Origin of the sequence: Amycolatopsis rhabdoformis, from assembly GCF_035918295.1 — a bacterium.
Taxonomy (GTDB): Bacteria; Actinomycetota; Actinomycetes; order Mycobacteriales; family Pseudonocardiaceae; genus Amycolatopsis; species Amycolatopsis rhabdoformis.
Genome location: NZ_CP142149.1, coordinates 1,923,671 through 1,940,337, shown reverse-complemented (window position 1 = coordinate 1,940,337; position 16,667 = coordinate 1,923,671). Strand labels below are relative to the sequence as shown.

General features: G+C 69.4%; 14 protein-coding genes. 7 read left to right on the top strand and 7 right to left on the bottom strand.

Annotated features, from left to right (window positions below; genetic code table 11):
* The first annotated feature begins 173 nt into the window (after positions 1 to 173).
* The 4 genes from VSH64_RS09070 (at position 174) to VSH64_RS09055 (ending at position 3,908) form a co-directional block, all read left to right on the top strand.
* Complete coding sequence (locus VSH64_RS09070) at positions 174 to 1,742, top strand: Na+/H+ antiporter (RefSeq protein ID WP_326835067.1); 1,569 nt, start codon at positions 174 to 176, stop codon at positions 1,740 to 1,742.
* Positions 1,743 to 2,504: 762 nt separating this feature from the next.
* Complete coding sequence (locus VSH64_RS09065; RefSeq protein WP_326835066.1) at positions 2,505 to 2,819, top strand: hypothetical protein; 315 nt, start codon at positions 2,505 to 2,507, stop codon at positions 2,817 to 2,819.
* A gap of 160 nt (positions 2,820 to 2,979) precedes the next feature.
* The gene (locus VSH64_RS09060; RefSeq protein WP_326835065.1) at positions 2,980 to 3,387 is read left to right on the top strand and encodes an SHOCT domain-containing protein; all 408 of its coding nucleotides are present in this window, start codon (positions 2,980 to 2,982) and stop codon (positions 3,385 to 3,387) included.
* The gene (locus VSH64_RS09055) at positions 3,384 to 3,908 is read left to right on the top strand and encodes a hypothetical protein (RefSeq protein WP_326835064.1); all 525 of its coding nucleotides are present in this window, start codon (positions 3,384 to 3,386) and stop codon (positions 3,906 to 3,908) included. The genes VSH64_RS09060 and VSH64_RS09055 overlap by 4 nt, the downstream gene beginning before the upstream one ends.
* A gap of 50 nt (positions 3,909 to 3,958) precedes the next feature.
* Here the strand turns inward: VSH64_RS09055 and VSH64_RS09050 are convergent, their stop codons facing one another.
* The 4 genes from VSH64_RS09050 to VSH64_RS09035 form a co-directional block, all read right to left on the bottom strand.
* Entirely contained in the window at positions 3,959 to 4,411 is a 453-nt protein-coding gene (locus VSH64_RS09050; protein WP_326835063.1) for an archease, read from the bottom strand.
* Between the two features lie 83 nt (positions 4,412 to 4,494).
* The gene (locus VSH64_RS09045) at positions 4,495 to 4,941 is read right to left on the bottom strand and encodes a DUF6069 family protein (RefSeq protein ID WP_326835062.1); all 447 of its coding nucleotides are present in this window, start codon (positions 4,939 to 4,941) and stop codon (positions 4,495 to 4,497) included.
* Positions 4,942 to 5,685: 744 nt separating this feature from the next.
* A complete protein-coding gene (locus VSH64_RS09040) occupies positions 5,686 to 7,614 on the bottom strand; it encodes a SulP family inorganic anion transporter (RefSeq protein WP_326835061.1) in 1,929 nt (642 codons plus the stop codon).
* 1,372 nt (positions 7,615 to 8,986) lie between these two features.
* Positions 8,987 to 9,583: a TetR/AcrR family transcriptional regulator gene (locus VSH64_RS09035; RefSeq protein WP_326835060.1), complete on the bottom strand. Its 597-nt coding sequence runs from the start codon at positions 9,581 to 9,583 to the stop codon at positions 8,987 to 8,989.
* A gap of 108 nt (positions 9,584 to 9,691) precedes the next feature.
* On the opposite strand from VSH64_RS09035, the gene VSH64_RS09030 reads away from it, so the two are divergent.
* Positions 9,692 to 10,573: an SDR family oxidoreductase gene (locus tag VSH64_RS09030; protein WP_326835059.1), complete on the top strand. Its 882-nt coding sequence runs from the start codon at positions 9,692 to 9,694 to the stop codon at positions 10,571 to 10,573.
* A gap of 666 nt (positions 10,574 to 11,239) precedes the next feature.
* Here VSH64_RS09030 and VSH64_RS09025 read toward each other — a convergent pair.
* The 3 genes from VSH64_RS09025 to VSH64_RS09015 are packed head-to-tail and all read right to left on the bottom strand — an operon-like array spanning position 11,240 to position 14,705.
* Positions 11,240 to 12,112, bottom strand: a complete 873-nt coding sequence (locus VSH64_RS09025; protein WP_326835058.1) for an isocitrate lyase/PEP mutase family protein — start codon at positions 12,110 to 12,112, stop codon at positions 11,240 to 11,242.
* A gap of 32 nt (positions 12,113 to 12,144) precedes the next feature.
* Positions 12,145 to 13,167: an ABC transporter permease gene (locus tag VSH64_RS09020; RefSeq protein WP_326835057.1), complete on the bottom strand. Its 1,023-nt coding sequence runs from the start codon at positions 13,165 to 13,167 to the stop codon at positions 12,145 to 12,147.
* On the bottom strand, positions 13,164 to 14,705 hold the full coding sequence (locus tag VSH64_RS09015; protein ID WP_326835056.1) for a sugar ABC transporter ATP-binding protein: 1,542 nt from the start codon (positions 14,703 to 14,705) through the stop codon (positions 13,164 to 13,166). The genes VSH64_RS09020 and VSH64_RS09015 overlap by 4 nt, the downstream gene beginning before the upstream one ends.
* Before the next feature lie 350 nt (positions 14,706 to 15,055).
* Between VSH64_RS09015 and VSH64_RS09010 the strand changes: the two genes are divergently transcribed.
* Complete coding sequence (locus tag VSH64_RS09010; protein WP_326835055.1) at positions 15,056 to 16,138, top strand: sugar ABC transporter substrate-binding protein; 1,083 nt, start codon at positions 15,056 to 15,058, stop codon at positions 16,136 to 16,138.
* 45 nt (positions 16,139 to 16,183) lie between these two features.
* On the top strand, positions 16,184 to 16,663 hold the full coding sequence (locus VSH64_RS09005) for a nuclear transport factor 2 family protein (protein WP_326835054.1): 480 nt from the start codon (positions 16,184 to 16,186) through the stop codon (positions 16,661 to 16,663).
* The last annotated feature ends 4 nt before the right edge of the window (positions 16,664 to 16,667 follow it).

The following is a 16,667-nucleotide window of genomic DNA, read 5'->3' as shown; positions in this document are numbered from 1 at the left end:
CGGGCTACCATGCGCCCTTGACGCCGAGTGCCCAGATGTTGACGCCCTGTTGAGGCCGCCGCACCGTACGGCGGCCGAATTCGCACTCCTGCGCCGCACACCTGCCGTAGGGTTCAGCCCGGATGCGCCGGGAAGTCTGGTCGGCAACGAGAACGGGCGAGGAGAGGCCGATCATGCGCGGGGTCGAGACAGTGCTGTTCCTGGTCGTGATCGCGACCGTGGTCGCGACCTTCGCGAACCGCCTCCGGGTGCCCGCGCCGTCCTTGCTCGTGGTCGCCGGAGTGGTCGTGGGCTTGCTGCCCGGGGTCCCCACGATCGCCGTCACGCCCGACGTGATCAGCCTGATCGTGCTTCCACCGCTGCTGTTCGCCGCAGGCGAAGAACTGCCGTGGCGCGATCTGCGCGCCGTCGCCCGGCCGGTTGCGACCCTCGCGGTCGGCCTCGTGCTGCTCTCGGCCGCCGCCGTCGTCGGCGTCGCGGTGGCTGTGACGCCGATGCCGGTCGGCATGGCGTTCGTGCTCGGCGCGATCCTCGCCAGCACCGACCCGGTCGCCGTCACCGCGCTGGCGCGCCGGCTCGCGCTGCCGCCCCGGGTCCAGGCCCTCATCCAGGCCGAAAGCCTCTTCAACGACGCGACCAGCCTCCTGCTGTTCCGCGTCGCGCTTTTCATGGTCATCGCCGGCGGTGCCGTGTCCTGGGGCCGCACCGCGGGCGAGTTCGCTCTGCTCGCCGGCGGCGGCGGCCTGATCGTCGGCCTGCTGATCGCAGCCGGTGCCTTCGTCATCCGGCGCCGCACCGAGGACCCGGTCCTGGAAGCGGTCGTTTCCCTGGTCACCCCGTACGCGGCGTACGTGCTCGCCGAATCCGTCGGCGGGTCCGGCGTGACCGCGGTCGTCGTCGCGAGCGTCTTGCTCGGCACCCAGGCCGAACGCCTGACCACCGCGCGGATCCGGATCCAGGTCGGCGCCGTTTACGAAACCGTCGTCTTCCTGCTCGAAAGCGTCATCTTCGGCCTGATCGGGCTGCAGCTACCCGCCCTCGTGAGGCGCGTGGCCGGAAGCAGCCCCTGGTGGCTGTTCCAAGCACTCGCCCTCGCCGCGACACTCGTGCTCGTGCGGCTGGTGCTGGTGTTCGCACTCTCCGCGCTGCGCCAACGCCGCGGTGGGCAACGCGTCTCCTGGCAAGTACCCGCGGTCGTCTCGTGGGCCGGCGCCCGCGGCGTCGTCCCGCTCGCCGCCGCCCTGTCGCTCCCGGTCGTCGCGCTCGACGGTGCCCAGCTGCCCTCCCGCGACCTCGTCCTCCTGCTGACCACCGCGGTCATCGTGCTCACCCTCGTCGTGCAGGGCTTCACCCTCGCCCCGCTCGTCCGGCGATCTGGCATCGCCCTCGACCCCTCCGACATCCAGCAGGAACAGACCCGCGCCCGGCTGCGACTCGCCGAAGCCGGCCTGAGCCACCTCGAACACCTCGCCGAAACCGAATCAGCCCCCGCCTTCGTGCTCGACCAGCTCCAGGCCAGCTGGCGCGCCCGCATCACCCGGATCCGCCTCGACGACGACACCGAACCCACCGCCACCAACCACCACGACACCTACCGCACGCTGCGGCGGGAAATCCTCGACATCGAAGCCGCCGAACTCACCCGGCTCTTCGACCTCGGCACCATCACCGACACCACCCGGCGGCGCATCCAACGCCTGCTCGACCTCGAACACACCGGCCTCGGCGACGACGAACCCTGAACCACAAGGCGCACCGGCCCCGTCCCGGTCTCGAACCACGAACTCACGCCTGCGGCCCGCAACCGACCAGGTCACACCCGTCGGTGTGAGGCGTCGACTGAACGCAGCGAGGCCCGTGACGACAACAATCGACTGGGGAGCACGGCGGCTCGGTGCGCCGTGCGGTCTCGGCGCCGCACGACGCCACTCCCTGCGAATGCGCGATCACCAAGATCGCCTTGCGCCGAGACAATCGAGTAGTCAATTGTTCACACAGCCAAATAATTGGATACACCGCGCCGTAGGCCTGCGTGGCCTCTAGCGAGGAGTGCCGAGCAGCCGCGCGACAATGCGGACGGGCAGGCCGTTCGTCACGACGTCGGTGGCGAACAGGCGGCGAAAGTTCGTGCGCGGCGAAACGCGCGGGCATCGCCGTCATCGACCTGCGCGCCGTCATGCCGTCTCCGTCCCCACGAGGACCGCTTCACCGAACTCGATCATCGACTCCGTCCCGCATCATGGCCGCGCAAGGCGAAGTCCGCCGCGCTGCCGGCGGCCAGCTCCGGACACGAGCGCACGACCCCGCGCACACGACGCGATTCCGGCTCGAACACGCGGGGTTTTCTGCGCGTGAATCTGCATTCGTACACGGAAAAACGACTCCCTCGAATAGGGCATATTTATCTATGTCAGGAGCGGGTGTGACGCCCTGGCATTCCGGCGACGTCGAAGACCAATCCCGAGGAGAAATTGCCGTGTCCGTCATCGACACTGATGGAGCTGATGAAGCTCCGGGAGATCGTCGAGGGCTGGGCGGCGTTCCTGGAGGAGGTCGTGGCCGTGCTCGTCTACGCGCTGCACCGCAGCCAGGATCGCCTGTTCTCCGCCACCATCGGGCGCAGGGACGGCGGCCACGACGCGGCCGAACTCATCCTCAGCCAGGGACCCGCGCGGTTCAACCTCCGAGGAATGGACCACGCCCTGCTCGGCCACATCCGCGAAGAACTGCGGACCGGGCTCGCCGCATACGAAACCCAGCGGAGTCCGGGCGCGGTGTGGCTCGTGGACGCCACCCGGCCACAGGATGACCACGGCTGAGCCACCCCGGACACCTGAGCACTGGTCGAAACAGGTTTCGGCCGGTTTCCGGTCGGTACTCCTCATCCATTCCAGGTGGTGTGCCAGGCGCGATGTCCGGTCGAGCGTGGTTTTCGGCGGCATCGGTGCCGCCGTGTGGAGTGACGATCGGAGGCATCCGGTGTCGAGCTATCCCCTGCTGAACCTTTTCTGGACCATGTTGTGGTTCTTCCTCTGGATCTTGTGGTTCATGCTCCTGTTCCGCGTGATAGCGGACATCTTCCGGGACGACGACCTCAACGGCTGGGGCAAGGCCGGGTGGACGATCTTCGTCTGCATCCTGCCGTTCCTCGGGATCTTCGTGTACCTCGTCGCCCGCGGACGTGGCATGGGCGAGCGCGCGCAGGAGCGTGCGCAGCGCCAGGAGCAGGCGTTCCGCTCCTACGTGCAGGACGCGGCGCGGGAGCAGCCGCAGGACCGTGGAGCCGGTCGGGTCGGCGAACTGGAGCGGCTGGCCGACCTGCGAAAGAGCGGTGACCTCACCGAAGACGAGTACCAGCAGGCCAAGTCGAAGTTGCTGGCCGTGTGACGGGCCAGGACGAAGGACCGACTCCGCACGCCGCCGGGCGCCGGGGAAGGCGCCGCGCGGCCGGTATCTACGGCGCGATCGTGACCGCCGCGATCCTGACCGCCGCGGGCAGCCAGCTGTCCACCGCCGCGCTCACCGTCGCGGTGGTGGTCACGCTGCTCGTGTACTGGGTCGCCGAGGAGTACGCCGAACTCCTCGGCGAACACCTGGCCGACGGGAAACTTCCCGGACGCCGCCGGATTCGCGCCGAGCTCGCCGCGACGTGGCCGATGGTGAGCGCGTCGTTCGGGCCGCTGGCGGTGACGCTGCTGGCGCGCCTGGCCGGCGCCTCGATCACGGCCGCGGCCAACGTCGGACTCGTCGGCGCGGTCGTGCTGCTCGTGTGGCACGCCTGGTCGGCCGGGCGGGACGCGCGCCTCGCGGGATGGCCGCTGCTCGCGCTGACGAGTGTCGGTGCCTTGCTCGGGATCGTGATGATCGTGCTCAAGAACTTCGTGCTCGTGCACCTCCACGCGACCTGATCCCGGCCGCAGCAGCGAGTCCGTGCCGGCGAGCGTTGCGGGTGCGCGGCTCAGAGGTCGATGCGGGCCGAGCACCACCAGCCGCGTTCGGTGTGCTCGCACCGGACCTCCCGGTGGGACACGCCCTTCGGCAGCGCTCCGATCAGGATGACGCCGCCGAGCTCGGCCATCTGGCAGCGCAGCCGCACCGTCGAGCCGTCCACGACAACCCCCTCCGCGGTGACCGGGATCAGGTACCGCGTCCGCATCATGGTGATGACCTTCTCGAGCAGCGCGACCAGGACCGAATCGTCCGTCGGGCCGCCGACCTCGAACGACCACGCCGTGCGAGCGCGGGGCAGCCGCGCGCGGCCGAACCTCTCCACCAGCGCGCGCACGACTTCCGCCAGACAGGCCTCCCACGTCGGCGCCCACGCTTCGATGCGCAGGTCAGCCGCGTGCACGACGCGCGGCTGACCACCGCCGCCCCGCATCGGCACCTGCTCTCGGCCGAACTTCCCCACCGCAGCAGCATTCGGACGACAGCCCGTGGCCGGCTTCACCCGGATCAGGTGAACCGACAGTCCGCGCGGCAGGAGCCGCCGGGTCAGCGCAGTGGCCGGCTCACCCTCACCGACGCGCGCGCGACGCTGGACAACGTGCCGGTGATCACGACACCGATGAGCAGGTTCCCCGCGGCCGTCGCGAAGCGGGCGCCACGATCCGCGTCGAGGCCGAGCGGAACGACCACGGCAATGGCGGTGACGAGCAGCATGATCGAGATGAAGAACGATCTCCCCCGCGGCGTGGTGATCAGCAGCAGGTGAAGCAGCCCTGTCGCGGCGAGTGCGGCGATGGCGGCACTCACGGCGTACGCCACCGTGCCGATCCCACCCCACGCCCCCTCCCCGAACGGGGCCAGAACGGGCACGTCGAACAGTCCGTGCGCGACCAGGACCACCACGATGGCGGCGAGGGCCGCGACCAGCGCCGTCGAGCCACCGCCGGCCCAGAGCCGGCCAGGAGCGATCCGAACCGACGTCTCTCCGGTCACCACTACCTCCGAGCACCGAACGCATGTCCCAGGGCGATTGCCGCCACGCAAGCACATCCGGAGGCCGGCGTACTCGTCCGATCCGGGTGAGGCGAACACGTCGGGTCAGGTCTGTCGCGCGTGGGGTCTCGAGGTCTGCCGGAGTCCGGATCGGCTCGACCCCGTGGACTCGCCTTCAAGGGGTGGTCCGATCACCCCCCGCACTGCACACGATGGACAGCACGCCGTCGGAAGCCCAGCGGGCTCCCGAAGCTTCGCCTGACAGCCGAGGTGGACCGTGTTCGCTCGCGTGGTGTGGTGGTCGACAGTGAGTTGCACGAGCGTGATCTGCACGCTCGGCGTCACGCTCGTCCCGACTCTGGCCCTGGTCGCCGTGGCGTCTTCGGCGCTGGCCTTGGGCTTGTTCTTCCGGGTCTGCGCCAACGACGCCTGGTTGGAACGTCGGTTCGGTTCTCGTCACCCCGGCCCGCGCGCAGTCGTGGCGGTCGCCGTCGTCACCGCGGTCGTCGGACTGGTCGCCGCGACCACCGCGGTCGTCGCCGGAGCGGCTCTGGCCCTCATCACCACCGCCGCCGTGGTGCTCGCCGGCCTCTGGTCGGGGCCGAAGGTCCTCGCCCGGCCCGACCGGCCTCACCCACCGCGGCGGCCCGCCCCGCTTCCGGCCGTCCGGAAGCACGATTCGGTCCGGCCGGTGTCGGTCAGCTCGCTGTCGGTCGAAGAGCTCTGCCTGGCGTGGCGGCGCAGTTACGTCGAACTGGAGCACGTCCGCGACGAAGACTCGCGGTACACCGTCATCGTCGCCAGACAGGAATACCTCGACGAGCTGGAACGGCGCGACCGCCAGGGTTTCACCCGATGGCTCGACAGCGGAGCGCGAGCAGCCGGCGATCCGAGCCGGTTCGTCCGCCCGGCGGAATGAACCCGCGCATCCGGTGCGTCATCGTCCTCGTGCGGAACCTCGTTCTGGTTCCTCCGGGGGAAGGGGACCCAGTCGACGCTCGTCTGCTCCCTGAACGCGGCAACGGCAGCACCGATGGTCGGGTAGAAATGAGCCGGGTCGAGGGTGCGGGTGAGCTCGTAGCGGTCGATCTTGCGCCGCACCGGGTCCTTCAGTTCGGCCAGCACCAGGTGGGTGTCGCGCGCGTTGAGCTCGTCGTCGAGATCACGCAGCATGTCGGCGGCGGTGGTGTCCACATCGGTCACCGGCTCGGCGGCCACGACGATCCACCGGGGAGCGGGGTCGGCCGTCGCCAGCCGGCGGACCTCGTCGCGGAAGGTCTTGGCGTTGGCGAACATCAGCGGCGCGTCGAACCGGAAGATCACCAATCCCGGCAGGCGTTGTGCCCGCGGGTAGGACCGGACGTCGTGGAAGCCCGGCAGGCCCGGGACCTTCCCGAGGATCGTGTGGTACGGCAGCCACGAGTGCCGGAACACGTTCAGGATCGACAGGACGACCGCGATCGCGATCCCCGGCAGCACCCCGAGCAGCGCGACTCCGGCCAGCGCGGCGATCAACAGCAGGAACTCGGTCTTGCGCTGCCGCCAGAGCCGCACCGTCCCGGGCACGTCGGCCAACGACAGCGCGGCGGTGATCACGATCGCCGCCAGCACGGGTTGGGGCAGGTTCCGGAACAGGCCCGGCACCACCACGATCATCACGGTGATCAGCACGGCGCCGACGACCCCGGTCAGCTGGGTCCGAGCTCCCGCCTGCTGGGCGACCGCGGTCCGCGAACCACTGGTGCTGACGGGAAAACCCTGGAACAGTCCGGCCGCCAGGTTCGCCACGCCGATGCCGGCCATCTCCTTGTTGCCGTCGACCTCCTGCCCGGTGCGCGCGGCGAAGGCCGAGGCGGTCGAGATCGTGTCCGCCAGCGACACCACCGCGATGCCCGCGGCTCCGGCGAACAACGGCGCGAGATCGGCGAGGCCCACGTGCGGGAGCGTCAACGGCGGGAAGCCGGCGGGCAGGACACCGACCAGCTCCACGCCGCGGGCGCCCAGGTCGAACAGCGGTACCGCGGCGATCGCGAGCACGACGACGACCAGCACCGCGGGCACCTTCCGCACCCAGCGTCGCAGCACGAGGATCACCACGACGCCGCAGACCCCGACGGCGGCGGCGGCGCCGACCACCTCGCCACCGGCGATGCCTGCCACCACGGCGCCGATCTCGGCGATGAGCCCTTCCGCGTCGACGCTGAACCCGCACAGTTTGGGCAGCTGGCTCACCACGATGGTCAAGGCCAGTCCGTTCAGGTACCCGATCATCGTGGGCTTCGAGATGAGGTCGGCGATGAAACCGAGCTTCGCGACGGTGGCGACGGACATGATCACCGCGACCATGATCGCCAGCATCGACGCGAGCGCGACGGCTCGCGCCGGGTCCCCGTCCGCGGCCACGAGCGGCAGGATGGTCGCGGCGATCATCGGCCCCAGTGAGGAATCCGGTCCCAGCACGAGGATCCGCGAGGGCCCGAAGACCGCGTAGCCCAGCAGGCACAGGATGGACGTGTACAGCCCGGTGATCGCCGGCAGCCCGGCGAGCTCCGCGTAGGCCATGCCCTGCGGCACCAGCAGCGTCGTGAGGACGACACCGGCCACGAGGTCCTTGGCCAGCCATCGGCGCCGGTAGGTTCGCACCTGCTGCAGGCCGGGGATCCAGTGGGCCATGGCGCCGATCCCTTCTGCCGGGCGTTGCCCACGACGTTATCCAGGCCGCGGCCACCGGCCCTCGCCCCCGAAGGACGAGCCGGTCCCCCGCGTTCAGAGCCGATCGGGAAAGTTGCCAGCCGCACCGGGTAATCGAGGGGTTGACCGGGCAATCTGTGAGCTAATTGGTGGACGCCGGGCCACAGCCCGCAGCGAACTCATCGCCGCCGTTCGCTTCCTGGGCTTTGCGCTGCACGCCCTCACCGAGGCCACGGGTCCGCTGATCTTCACCGAGTGCGAGGACCCCGCACGTGCTGATCCCGCGACCGGCCGGGCAGCAGCTGCACGCGGTGCCCGGCCCACGCCTTCGCCCCCCACGCCACTGCCGGACTGGCACCCGAACCTGCTCTGGGTGACGGTTCCCGACGTGCCGTTCGACTCCCGCGAGGCCGCGGCGCTTGCCCTCGCGGCAGATGTCGGCCATCTCGGTGCTGAGCGTGTACGCGGTACTGCCCCGCCATGAACAGGCACGCCAGGTTGGGCCAGTCCCACGGGATGCCCCCGTCGGCGGCTCCATCTTGGACGCAGTAGGCCAGCGGCAGGTGCGACATCAGCCCGGCCCAATCGCCGAAGCGGCGAAGCGTGGCGGGCCTGAACAAGGCGACCGCGACGAGTTATCAGCTCCTTTTCGACTGATCGCCCTCGTGGAAATAACAAAAACTCGTCTCCGATATCGAATTAACGCTATTTTTGTCGGAAACATGGATGACGCCCTGGGAATTCCGGCGACATCGAAAACCCACCGACTGGCCAACCGGACGTTGATTCATACGAGCTTTGGGATTATCCGCAAACGCCGGCACTTAAGGACCAGGGATTGGCGCGAGCTGGAGCACCAACCGATCCCTGTCATTCCAGCGTAAAGTGGCAAAGATGAACGTCGTTCCTACGCGCCTTGCCCTGGAAGTGGTCCGTGACGGAGGCGGTCGGTGGGACACGCGCACGATCGACCTTGAGCCAGGAAGGCGTGGCGCGCATGTCGAGACCGGCATCCTGGGTGATTTACGCAGGTTTGCGGCTCAAGACCTTATCCAAGAGGACGATTCCGAACCGCGTGGCACAGGTCCGCGGTGGCGATTGACAGGCCTTGGGGCCGCCTGGCTGGAAGCACCGTCGGATCCGATTGAATGACATCCGGCGAAGTAGAGGAATCGGGTTGTGCTGCCTGACTGACCTGACGTCTTTGGCGTTGAAATGGTGAGCAACCGATGGTCGCTCTCCGAGCGTGGCGAGGTGGGGCGGCCGTTCACCCGGTGCGAGTCCAGCTGGCGGCCGCACAGCTGACATTGCACGAGTCCCGCCAACTGGTCTGAGGCTGCATCCCGGAGCAGGTTCAGGTTTTCGCGGTGGTCGAGTCTCGAAGCAGTCCGGCGCGGTCGCGGATCGCTTCGAGGGCTGTCGCGGCGTGTGCCGAGAACGGGTCCGCGTGATCGCCGGCGTGGATCCATTCGTGGAGGCCGACGCTGAACGCCAGGATCAGCATCTCGGCGGCGAGGCGCGCGGTCAGCTCATCGACGCCGCGGTCGGTGAGTGCGCCGGCCGCCGCTGCAGTGGTCCGTGCGATCTTCAGCAGGCCCCGCTCCTGCACGTCCAGGTTCGCGTCGGCGATCCGGCGCCGCTGAACGGCCCTGGGGCGCTGATCGGCGGTCATCCTCGCGTCCGCCGCGTGCAAGGCGGCCAGGAGACAAGCGGGCACGTCGGCTTCCGCCGGTGCGGAGCGGATCGCGTCGGACAAGAGGATGGTGAGCTCGTCCTCTTGCCCGAAGAGGATCTCGCGTTTGTCGGCGAAGTGCCGGAAGAAGGTGGCGCGATTCAGGCCGGCACGCTCGGCGATCTGCGCCACTGTCGTGTTCTCGTATCCCTGAGCGGAGAACAGCTCGAGCGCGGCGTCCTCGAGTCGCTCACGCGCATCCGGCGCCCACCTGCTCATGCTCACACGATAAACGATGCGACGGCATCGCATCCCGCCGTTGACGCGACCGTGTCGCATCGCTTAGGTTTGATGCGACACAGTCGCATCACTTGCAGGGAGCATCACGTGCGCATCTTCGTCACCGGGGCCTCCGGCTGGATCGGATCCTCAGTTGTCCCCGAACTCATCGACGCCGGGCACGAGGTCGTCGGCCTGGCTCGTTCCGACACCGCCGCAGCCGCGATCGAGCGGCTGGGCGCCGAGGCCCGCCGCGGTGGCCTCGACGACCTCAAGATCCTCCGAGATGCGGCGGAAGGCAGTGACGGCGTCATCCACCTCGCCTACGCCCACGAGCTCGGGCAGGTCGGCGGCGCCCCGGCCGACGCCGCCGCCATCGACGTGTTCACGAATGCGCTCGAAGGCACCGGCAAGCCACTGCTCGTCACCGGCGCGACTATCACTGTACCCGGCCGAGCCGCCACCGAGCGCGACGAACTGGTACCGGAGGGGCCCATCGCCGTGCGCATCAAGAACATGCAGGCCGCCCTCGCCGCCGCCGATCGCGGAGTCCGCGCGAGCCTGGTCATGATCCCGCGATCCGCACACGGCACGGGCGAGCGGCACGGCTTCATCCCCCAGCTGACCGCCCGGGCAAGGACCACCGGAGTCTCCGCGTATGTGGGCGACGGGATGAACCGCTGGCCCGCCGTGCACGTCAAGGACGCCGCGACCCTGTACCGGCTCGCGATCGAGAAGGCACCCGCGGGATCGGTCCTGCACGCCGTGGGCGACGAGGGAGTCGCCTTTCGCCACATCGCCGAGGCGATCGCGCGCGGCGTCGGCGTGCCCGCGCAGTCCCGCCCCGCAGAGGAGTTCGGCATGCCCCTCGGGGCCCTCCTGGGCACCGACATGCCCGCATCGAGCACGATCACCCGGCAACTTCTCGGGTGGACGCCTATGCACCCCAGCCTCATCGACGACATCGAAGAAGGGCACTACTTCGCCTGATGACCCGCGACAGGCGGAGCCGACAGCCTGACACCCCTCCGCACTAGCGCCACGACTTGCGCCTCCGGCACGCTCCGCGCCGCGTCACTGCCATAACGGCGCCATTTAGGGATTCGGAGCGCCGGGAAACTACTGGACCTCCGTCACCGTCAACTGCTGGGGACTGTCCCGTGTCCGGCGACGAGCGCGGCACGTGTTCGTCGCCTGCGGGTTCGGTCGGCAGTAGCGCGGTCACGATTGTCCGGGTCGAAGACCTGGCACAGCCACTCGTTGATCGGACCGAGGGCGACGTCCTCCCGCAGGTTCAAGTTTCGCGATTCGCGCACGCGGCCTTTTCGAACGCAGTGACCATTTGGAGTCCATTCTTCCTCCCACCGCTGATGCGGATTCCCGACTACGCCCGTGCGGTCTCATACGGCGGGACGACCACGCCTTCTACCGCGACGCTGTCACGAAGCTAGGCGCGCGATGAGAACAAGCCGCCGGCCGAGGTGGACGGCGAAGAGACTCGGACGCGACCGACCAAACAGCATCCGACGGGTGGGTACTTCCCCTGCCCGCCCGCCAGACACACGCCACAGTCACGCAAGATGGGATCCACCATCACAATCCGGTGATCAACGTGGAATCACCTCGACGGCCGCGCTCACCTCAGCCGGGCGGCCATCACGTGCCGGGCTCGGTGGTCGCGCGCTCGATGTCGTACAGGTCCTCGAACCCGGCCAGTTCCTGGAATCCGTGGAAGGTCGTGAAGGCCTCGATCGGCACACAGCCGCTCGGCCGGCCGGCCCGCTGGTGCTCGTACGCGGTGCGCAACGCGGTGAAGGCGGCGGTCTGCCCCGTGACGGGGTCGATCACGAGGTGGTAGCCGAGCTGGCGCCACTCGTCCGGGGTGTGCAGGTCGAACGAGGTCAGCGTGGCGATCGGAGCGTCGACCCTCGCCGGTGCCGCCGCCAGCTGGTCGTCGTCATCGGCGAGCACCATGACGACGTCGGCCCCGGCTTCGGCGTAGCGGTTCAGCCGGTCGATCGCCGCCGCGAAGTTCTCGTTCTGCACGGCGCCGGTGCGCGCGATCACCAGGAGGTCCGGGTCGCGCCGCGCTTCGGTGGCCGCCTTGATCTTGCCGATCATCTCCTCGACCGGGACCAGGTGTTCGATGTTCCGGTGGTGGCTCGCGCGCTTCGGGGACACCTGGTCTTCGAATTCGATCGCGTGCGCACCGGCGTTCTCCAGCTCCCAGACCGTACGGGCGACGTGGATCGCGTCACCGAACCCGACACCGCCGTCGACGATCAGCGGCAAGTCCGACCGCCGCCGGATCTGCCACGCCGCGGTGGCGAGGTCGGTGCACGTGAGCAGTGCCTCGGAGATCGCCAGGGAGAAGCCGAGCCCGCCGCCGCCCAGGTAGCCCCCGTCGAAACCCAGCCGTTCGCACAGCCGGGCCGTGAGCGCGTCGGGGCACCACGGCACCAACAGCGGCTCCCCGGAAGACAACCGTCGGCGGAAGGCCGCCCGGCCCTCGGTGAAACGTTCGGTCATGTCGCACTGTCCTTTCCGGATTCTCCTGCTGCTCATTCACGTCGGCCGCGGGTGGCCAGTACCCCGAGCGCGACCGCGGCGATCAGGGCGACGCCCTGGAAGAGATCGGCGATCCACGGCAGCGCCGGAAACCGCAGCTGCAGCCCTTTGACACCGACGGCGAGCAAATACAGCGCCACGAGGGTCCCCGCGACGTTGAACCGGCCCGGCCGAATCTGGGTCGAGCCGAGGAAAGCCGCCGCGAAAGCCGGCAACAGGTACGGTCCACCCGAGCCGAACGAGGCCGCGCCCAGCTGCATCGTGAGCACGATCCCCGCGACCGAGGACAGCGTTCCCGACACGATCAGCGCCGTCCACTGCAGACGCCGCACCGGGAGCCCGGCCAGCCCGGCCGCCGTCGGGTTCGAGCCCGCCGCGTACAGGTACCGGCCGACGGGCGTGTGGTCCAGGAAGTACCACAGCACCAAGGCGATTCCGCCGAGGTAGAACACCGGCAGCGGAACGGTGGCGATCTTGGTGGCGCCGAGCGCGGTGAACGCCGGCGAGATACCGGTGATGAACGTGCGGCCACCCGCGATCCAGTAGCTCACGGCGGCCAGGAGCGAGGTCATGCCCAGTGTCGCGATCACCGGGTCGACCCGGAGTCGGGTGATGATCAGCGCGTTGAGCGAACCGACGACGACACCCGACGCGAGGGTGATCACCACCGCCACGGCGAAACCGAGGTGTGCCACGCTCTGCAGCCACCCCACCAGGGAGATGGCGAGCGACATGTTCGCGGCCACCGAAACGTCGAACGCGCCGCTCACGAGCCCCATCATCGCCCCCAGCGCGATGATGCCGGTGATCGCCGAGCCGGCGAGGACGGCGCGCAGGTTGGTGGTCGTGCCGAACGTCTGAGGCAGCCACACCGTGTACCCGATCGCGAGCAGGACCAGCAGGTACAGCCCGGAAAACCGGTCCACTCGCAGGTCCGGAAACCGGCGGCCGGCGCCGCGCCGCGGCGGTTCGTCCGCCTGGGCGAGCTCCGCGCCGCTCCGGGTCTCGGAAGTCATGGTCGCCGCCTTTCCGCGTCGGGGTCGTCCGCACCGAGGATTTCGTGGGCGATCCGGCTCGCCGAGGCCACACCCGCGGCGAGCTCGGCCGCGACCCGGCCGCCGCGCAGCACGAGCACGCGGTCGCAGAGCCGTTCGAGCTCGGCCTCGTCGGTCGAGCACACCAGCACCGCCGTGCCCGCGGCGGCGACTTCATCGATCAGCCGGTGGAGATCGTTCTTCGCGGCGATGTCCACGCCCTGGGTCGGGTCGTCGAGCAGCAGCACGGCGGGCTCGAGCCGCAGCCACCTCCCCACGACCACCTTCTGCTGGTTGCCTCCCGACAGCGCGTCGATGCCGGCCTCGGGCCCGGCGGCCTTCACCCGCATCCGCGTCAGCAGCGCGGTCACGTCTTCGGTCTCGCTGCCGCGCCGCAGGCGCCACCGCTTCCAGTAGCGCCGAACGTCGGGCAACGTGAAGTTCTCCCGCACGCTCAGCCCGGACACCACCGCTTCCTCGCGGCGTTTCGCCGGCACGAGACCGACACCGTTGCGCACCATGAGATCGGGCCGCCGGGCCTCGACGACGCGGTCGCCGACCCGCGCGGTCCCGCCGCGCGAACGCCCGCCGAAAACAGCAGCGCACAGCTCTTCCCGACCCGAACCGGTGAGGCCGGCGACGCCGACCACCTCACCCGCCCGCAGCGAGAACGTGCATCCCCGGAGCCGGCGAGCCGAGAGACCGGTGACGGACAGCGCGACCCGATCCGAAGCGGACCGAGCGGCCTGCGCACGGACAGCGGGCACCTCCCCCACCATCAGCCGCACGAGTTCCCGGCGCGGCAGGTCCCCGACCCGCTCCCGCGCCACCACCCGGCCATCGCGCAGCACCGTGACCCGGTCGGCGAGCGCGTAGATCTCGTCCAGGTGGTGCGACACGTACAGGACCGAAACGCCCGCGTCCCGCACCGAGTCCACGACCTCGAACAGCCGCGACACCTCCGGGTTCGGCATCGCCGCCGTCGGTTCGTCGAGTACGAGCAGCGACGGACCGGTCTCGATCCCCTGCAGTGCCCGGGCGATCGCGACCGCCGTGCGCTCGACCGGCGCCAGATCTGCCAATGGAGCGCGAACGTCGAGCTCGTACCCGAGCGCGGCCAGCGCGCCGCGCGCCCTTTCGGACTGAGCCCGCCAGCGCACCCGACCAGCGAACCCGGTGGGGTAGCCGAACCCGAGCGCGAGGTTGTCCCTCGTGTCCAGCGCCGGCACGATTCCCAGGTCCTGGTGGACGAACCGCAGCCCGGCGGCGTGCGCGGCCGGGCCGTCGCCGAGCCGGAACCGGACCCCGCCGAACTCACCCGTCGTCGGGGCGTCCGGCTGGTGGACGCCCGCGAGCAGCTTGATCAAGGTCGACTTCCCCGAGCCGTTCTGCCCGACCAGCGCGTGCACCTCCCCCCGCCGGACTTCGAAATCGATGCCGCGCAACGCCTTTGTCGCACCGAAGGTCTTCGACACTCCCCGCAAGCACAAGACGAAATCGGCATTGGCGGATGTGATCACGCGATCCTCCCCACCCCGGTGCGAAGCCGGCCGCGACCGAAGCGGCCCGAAAGCTCCCGCACACTCCGTTCGTAATTCAGGCCTATCATTACCCTATAGGAGCCCGCCTTCAAGACCCGAGCCGGCGGCGCGGGTCGAACGACCACCACCACCAGCGCCGAATCGGACGCCGGCCAGGGTGCACAGTTGACGCAGGCCGACTAAGAGGCTAATCATAGTCCTAGTTGAGACCAGCCGGAGCCGGCCAGTGGTCCGAACCCCGACACGGCCGCCGCGAGGAGAGGACAACGATGTTCTCCGCAAGAAAGCCCCGCCCTGCCCGTCTTCTCGCACTCTTGTCCGTCACCGCGGTGACCGCGACTGCGGCCTGTACCGGCTCCACCGACGCGGCGCCCGCCGCGACCGCGGAAACCGCGGCCTGTCGCAAGCAGGCGGACGAGTTCCTGGCGCCCTACACCCGACCGGCCGAGACCCTGCCGCCGCAACTGACCGCGCTGGCCCGGCGGCCCGAGCCGGGCGGCAGCGTCATCCAGATCTCGAACGGCAGCCTCCCGCAGGACGTGACCACCGCCAACGCCACGGTCGCGGCGGCGCACACGATCGGCTGGGCCGGCAAGGTCCTCATCACCGACGGTTCGGTCGAGGACCTCAACGCGAAGTGGCAGCAGGCCATCGCCGAGCACCCGACCGCGATCATCGGCTCCACTTCCAGCGACCCGATCAGGACCGCGCTCTCGAGCGCGCGCCGAGCGGGCATCCTCACCGCGCTCAACGCGGCGTCGGACCCGCCGGACGACCGGACCGGACCCGACGTCGTGAACAACGGCAGCACCGAATACGCCCACCTCGGCGAGGTGAACGCCTACACCGTGCTGCGCGACGCCGGGTGCGTGCCGACCGGCGTGGTGGTGGTGAGCCTTCAGTTTCCCGTGCTGCAGGCCGAAGCCGACAAGTTCAAGGAGACTCTGCTGGCGCACTGCCCGAAGTGCGAGGTCACCGTGAAGACCCTGCAGAACGGCGACGTCGGCACCCCCGCCGCCACCGGCTCCATCGTGTCGACGCTGCAGGCTGACCCCTCGACGAAGTACGTCTACGCGCTGATCGGCTCGCTCGGCGTCGGCGTTCCCGCGGCGCTGCAGGCCGCCGGAATGACCGACGTCAAGGTGTTCGGCGCCCAGCCCGACTCGACCGCCGTCCAGGCCGTGGTGTCGGGCTCGGCGGCGTGGTGGCTGTCGCAGGAGAACTCGGAGATCGCCGGCTGGTTCCTGCTCGACGGGGTGCTGCGGGCGAAGGAGTCCGGCAAACCCCACAACGAGGTGGCGAGCACACCCACCATTCTGACCCGCGACACCGTTCCGGCGGATGCGCAGGACCCGCCGATCCACCCGGCCGACTACGTCGCGCTCTTCACCAGGCTCTGGCGCGTCGGCTGACGTCCATCATCGCCAGGCAGAACGCCCACCCGGAGGTACCGGATCATGCCCTTCTCCCTCGACGAGATCGCGGACCGGATGGAGATCCAGGACCGCATCGCCCTCTACGTCCACGCGTTCGACGAAAAGGACTTCGACGCGCTCGACGAGGTGTTCGCCCCGGACACCACGTTCGACTTCACGAAACTCGGGGGCGGCACCCGCGACTGGCCCACGATGAAGGCGTATTTCAAGAAACACCACAACCTCCCGCGCGACTTCCACGTCTACGCCAATGTGCTCATCGGGTTCGCACCGGAGCGGACTCACGCGACGACGAAGTCCAAGGTGTACAACCCCCAAGGCGTGCTCCACGACGGGAAAGTCCACGGGTACAGCCTGGTCGGGACCTACCACGACCGGTGGCACCGACGCCCCGAGGGCTGGCGGATCACCGCCCGGCGCTGGGAACTCGCCTGGATCGACGGCGACTACCCGTTTTCCGAGCCACCGGGAGCCAACCTCCCGGCCGCCGACGAGCTCTGAGCTC

Coding starts and splice junctions, on each gene's coding strand:
- VSH64_RS09070 (WP_326835067.1), top strand. CDS start 174: ATGCGCGGGGTCGAGACAGTGCTGTTCCTGGTCGTGATCGCGACCGTG.
- VSH64_RS09065 (WP_326835066.1), top strand. CDS start 2,505: ATGAAGCTCCGGGAGATCGTCGAGGGCTGGGCGGCGTTCCTGGAGGAG.
- VSH64_RS09040 (WP_326835061.1), bottom strand. CDS start 7,614: ATGGCCCACTGGATCCCCGGCCTGCAGCAGGTGCGAACCTACCGGCGC.
- VSH64_RS09035 (WP_326835060.1), bottom strand. CDS start 9,583: ATGAGCAGGTGGGCGCCGGATGCGCGTGAGCGACTCGAGGACGCCGCG.
- VSH64_RS09025 (WP_326835058.1), bottom strand. CDS start 12,112: ATGACCGAACGTTTCACCGAGGGCCGGGCGGCCTTCCGCCGACGGTTG.
- VSH64_RS09020 (WP_326835057.1), bottom strand. CDS start 13,167: ATGACTTCCGAGACCCGGAGCGGCGCGGAGCTCGCCCAGGCGGACGAA.
- VSH64_RS09005 (WP_326835054.1), top strand. CDS start 16,184: ATGCCCTTCTCCCTCGACGAGATCGCGGACCGGATGGAGATCCAGGAC.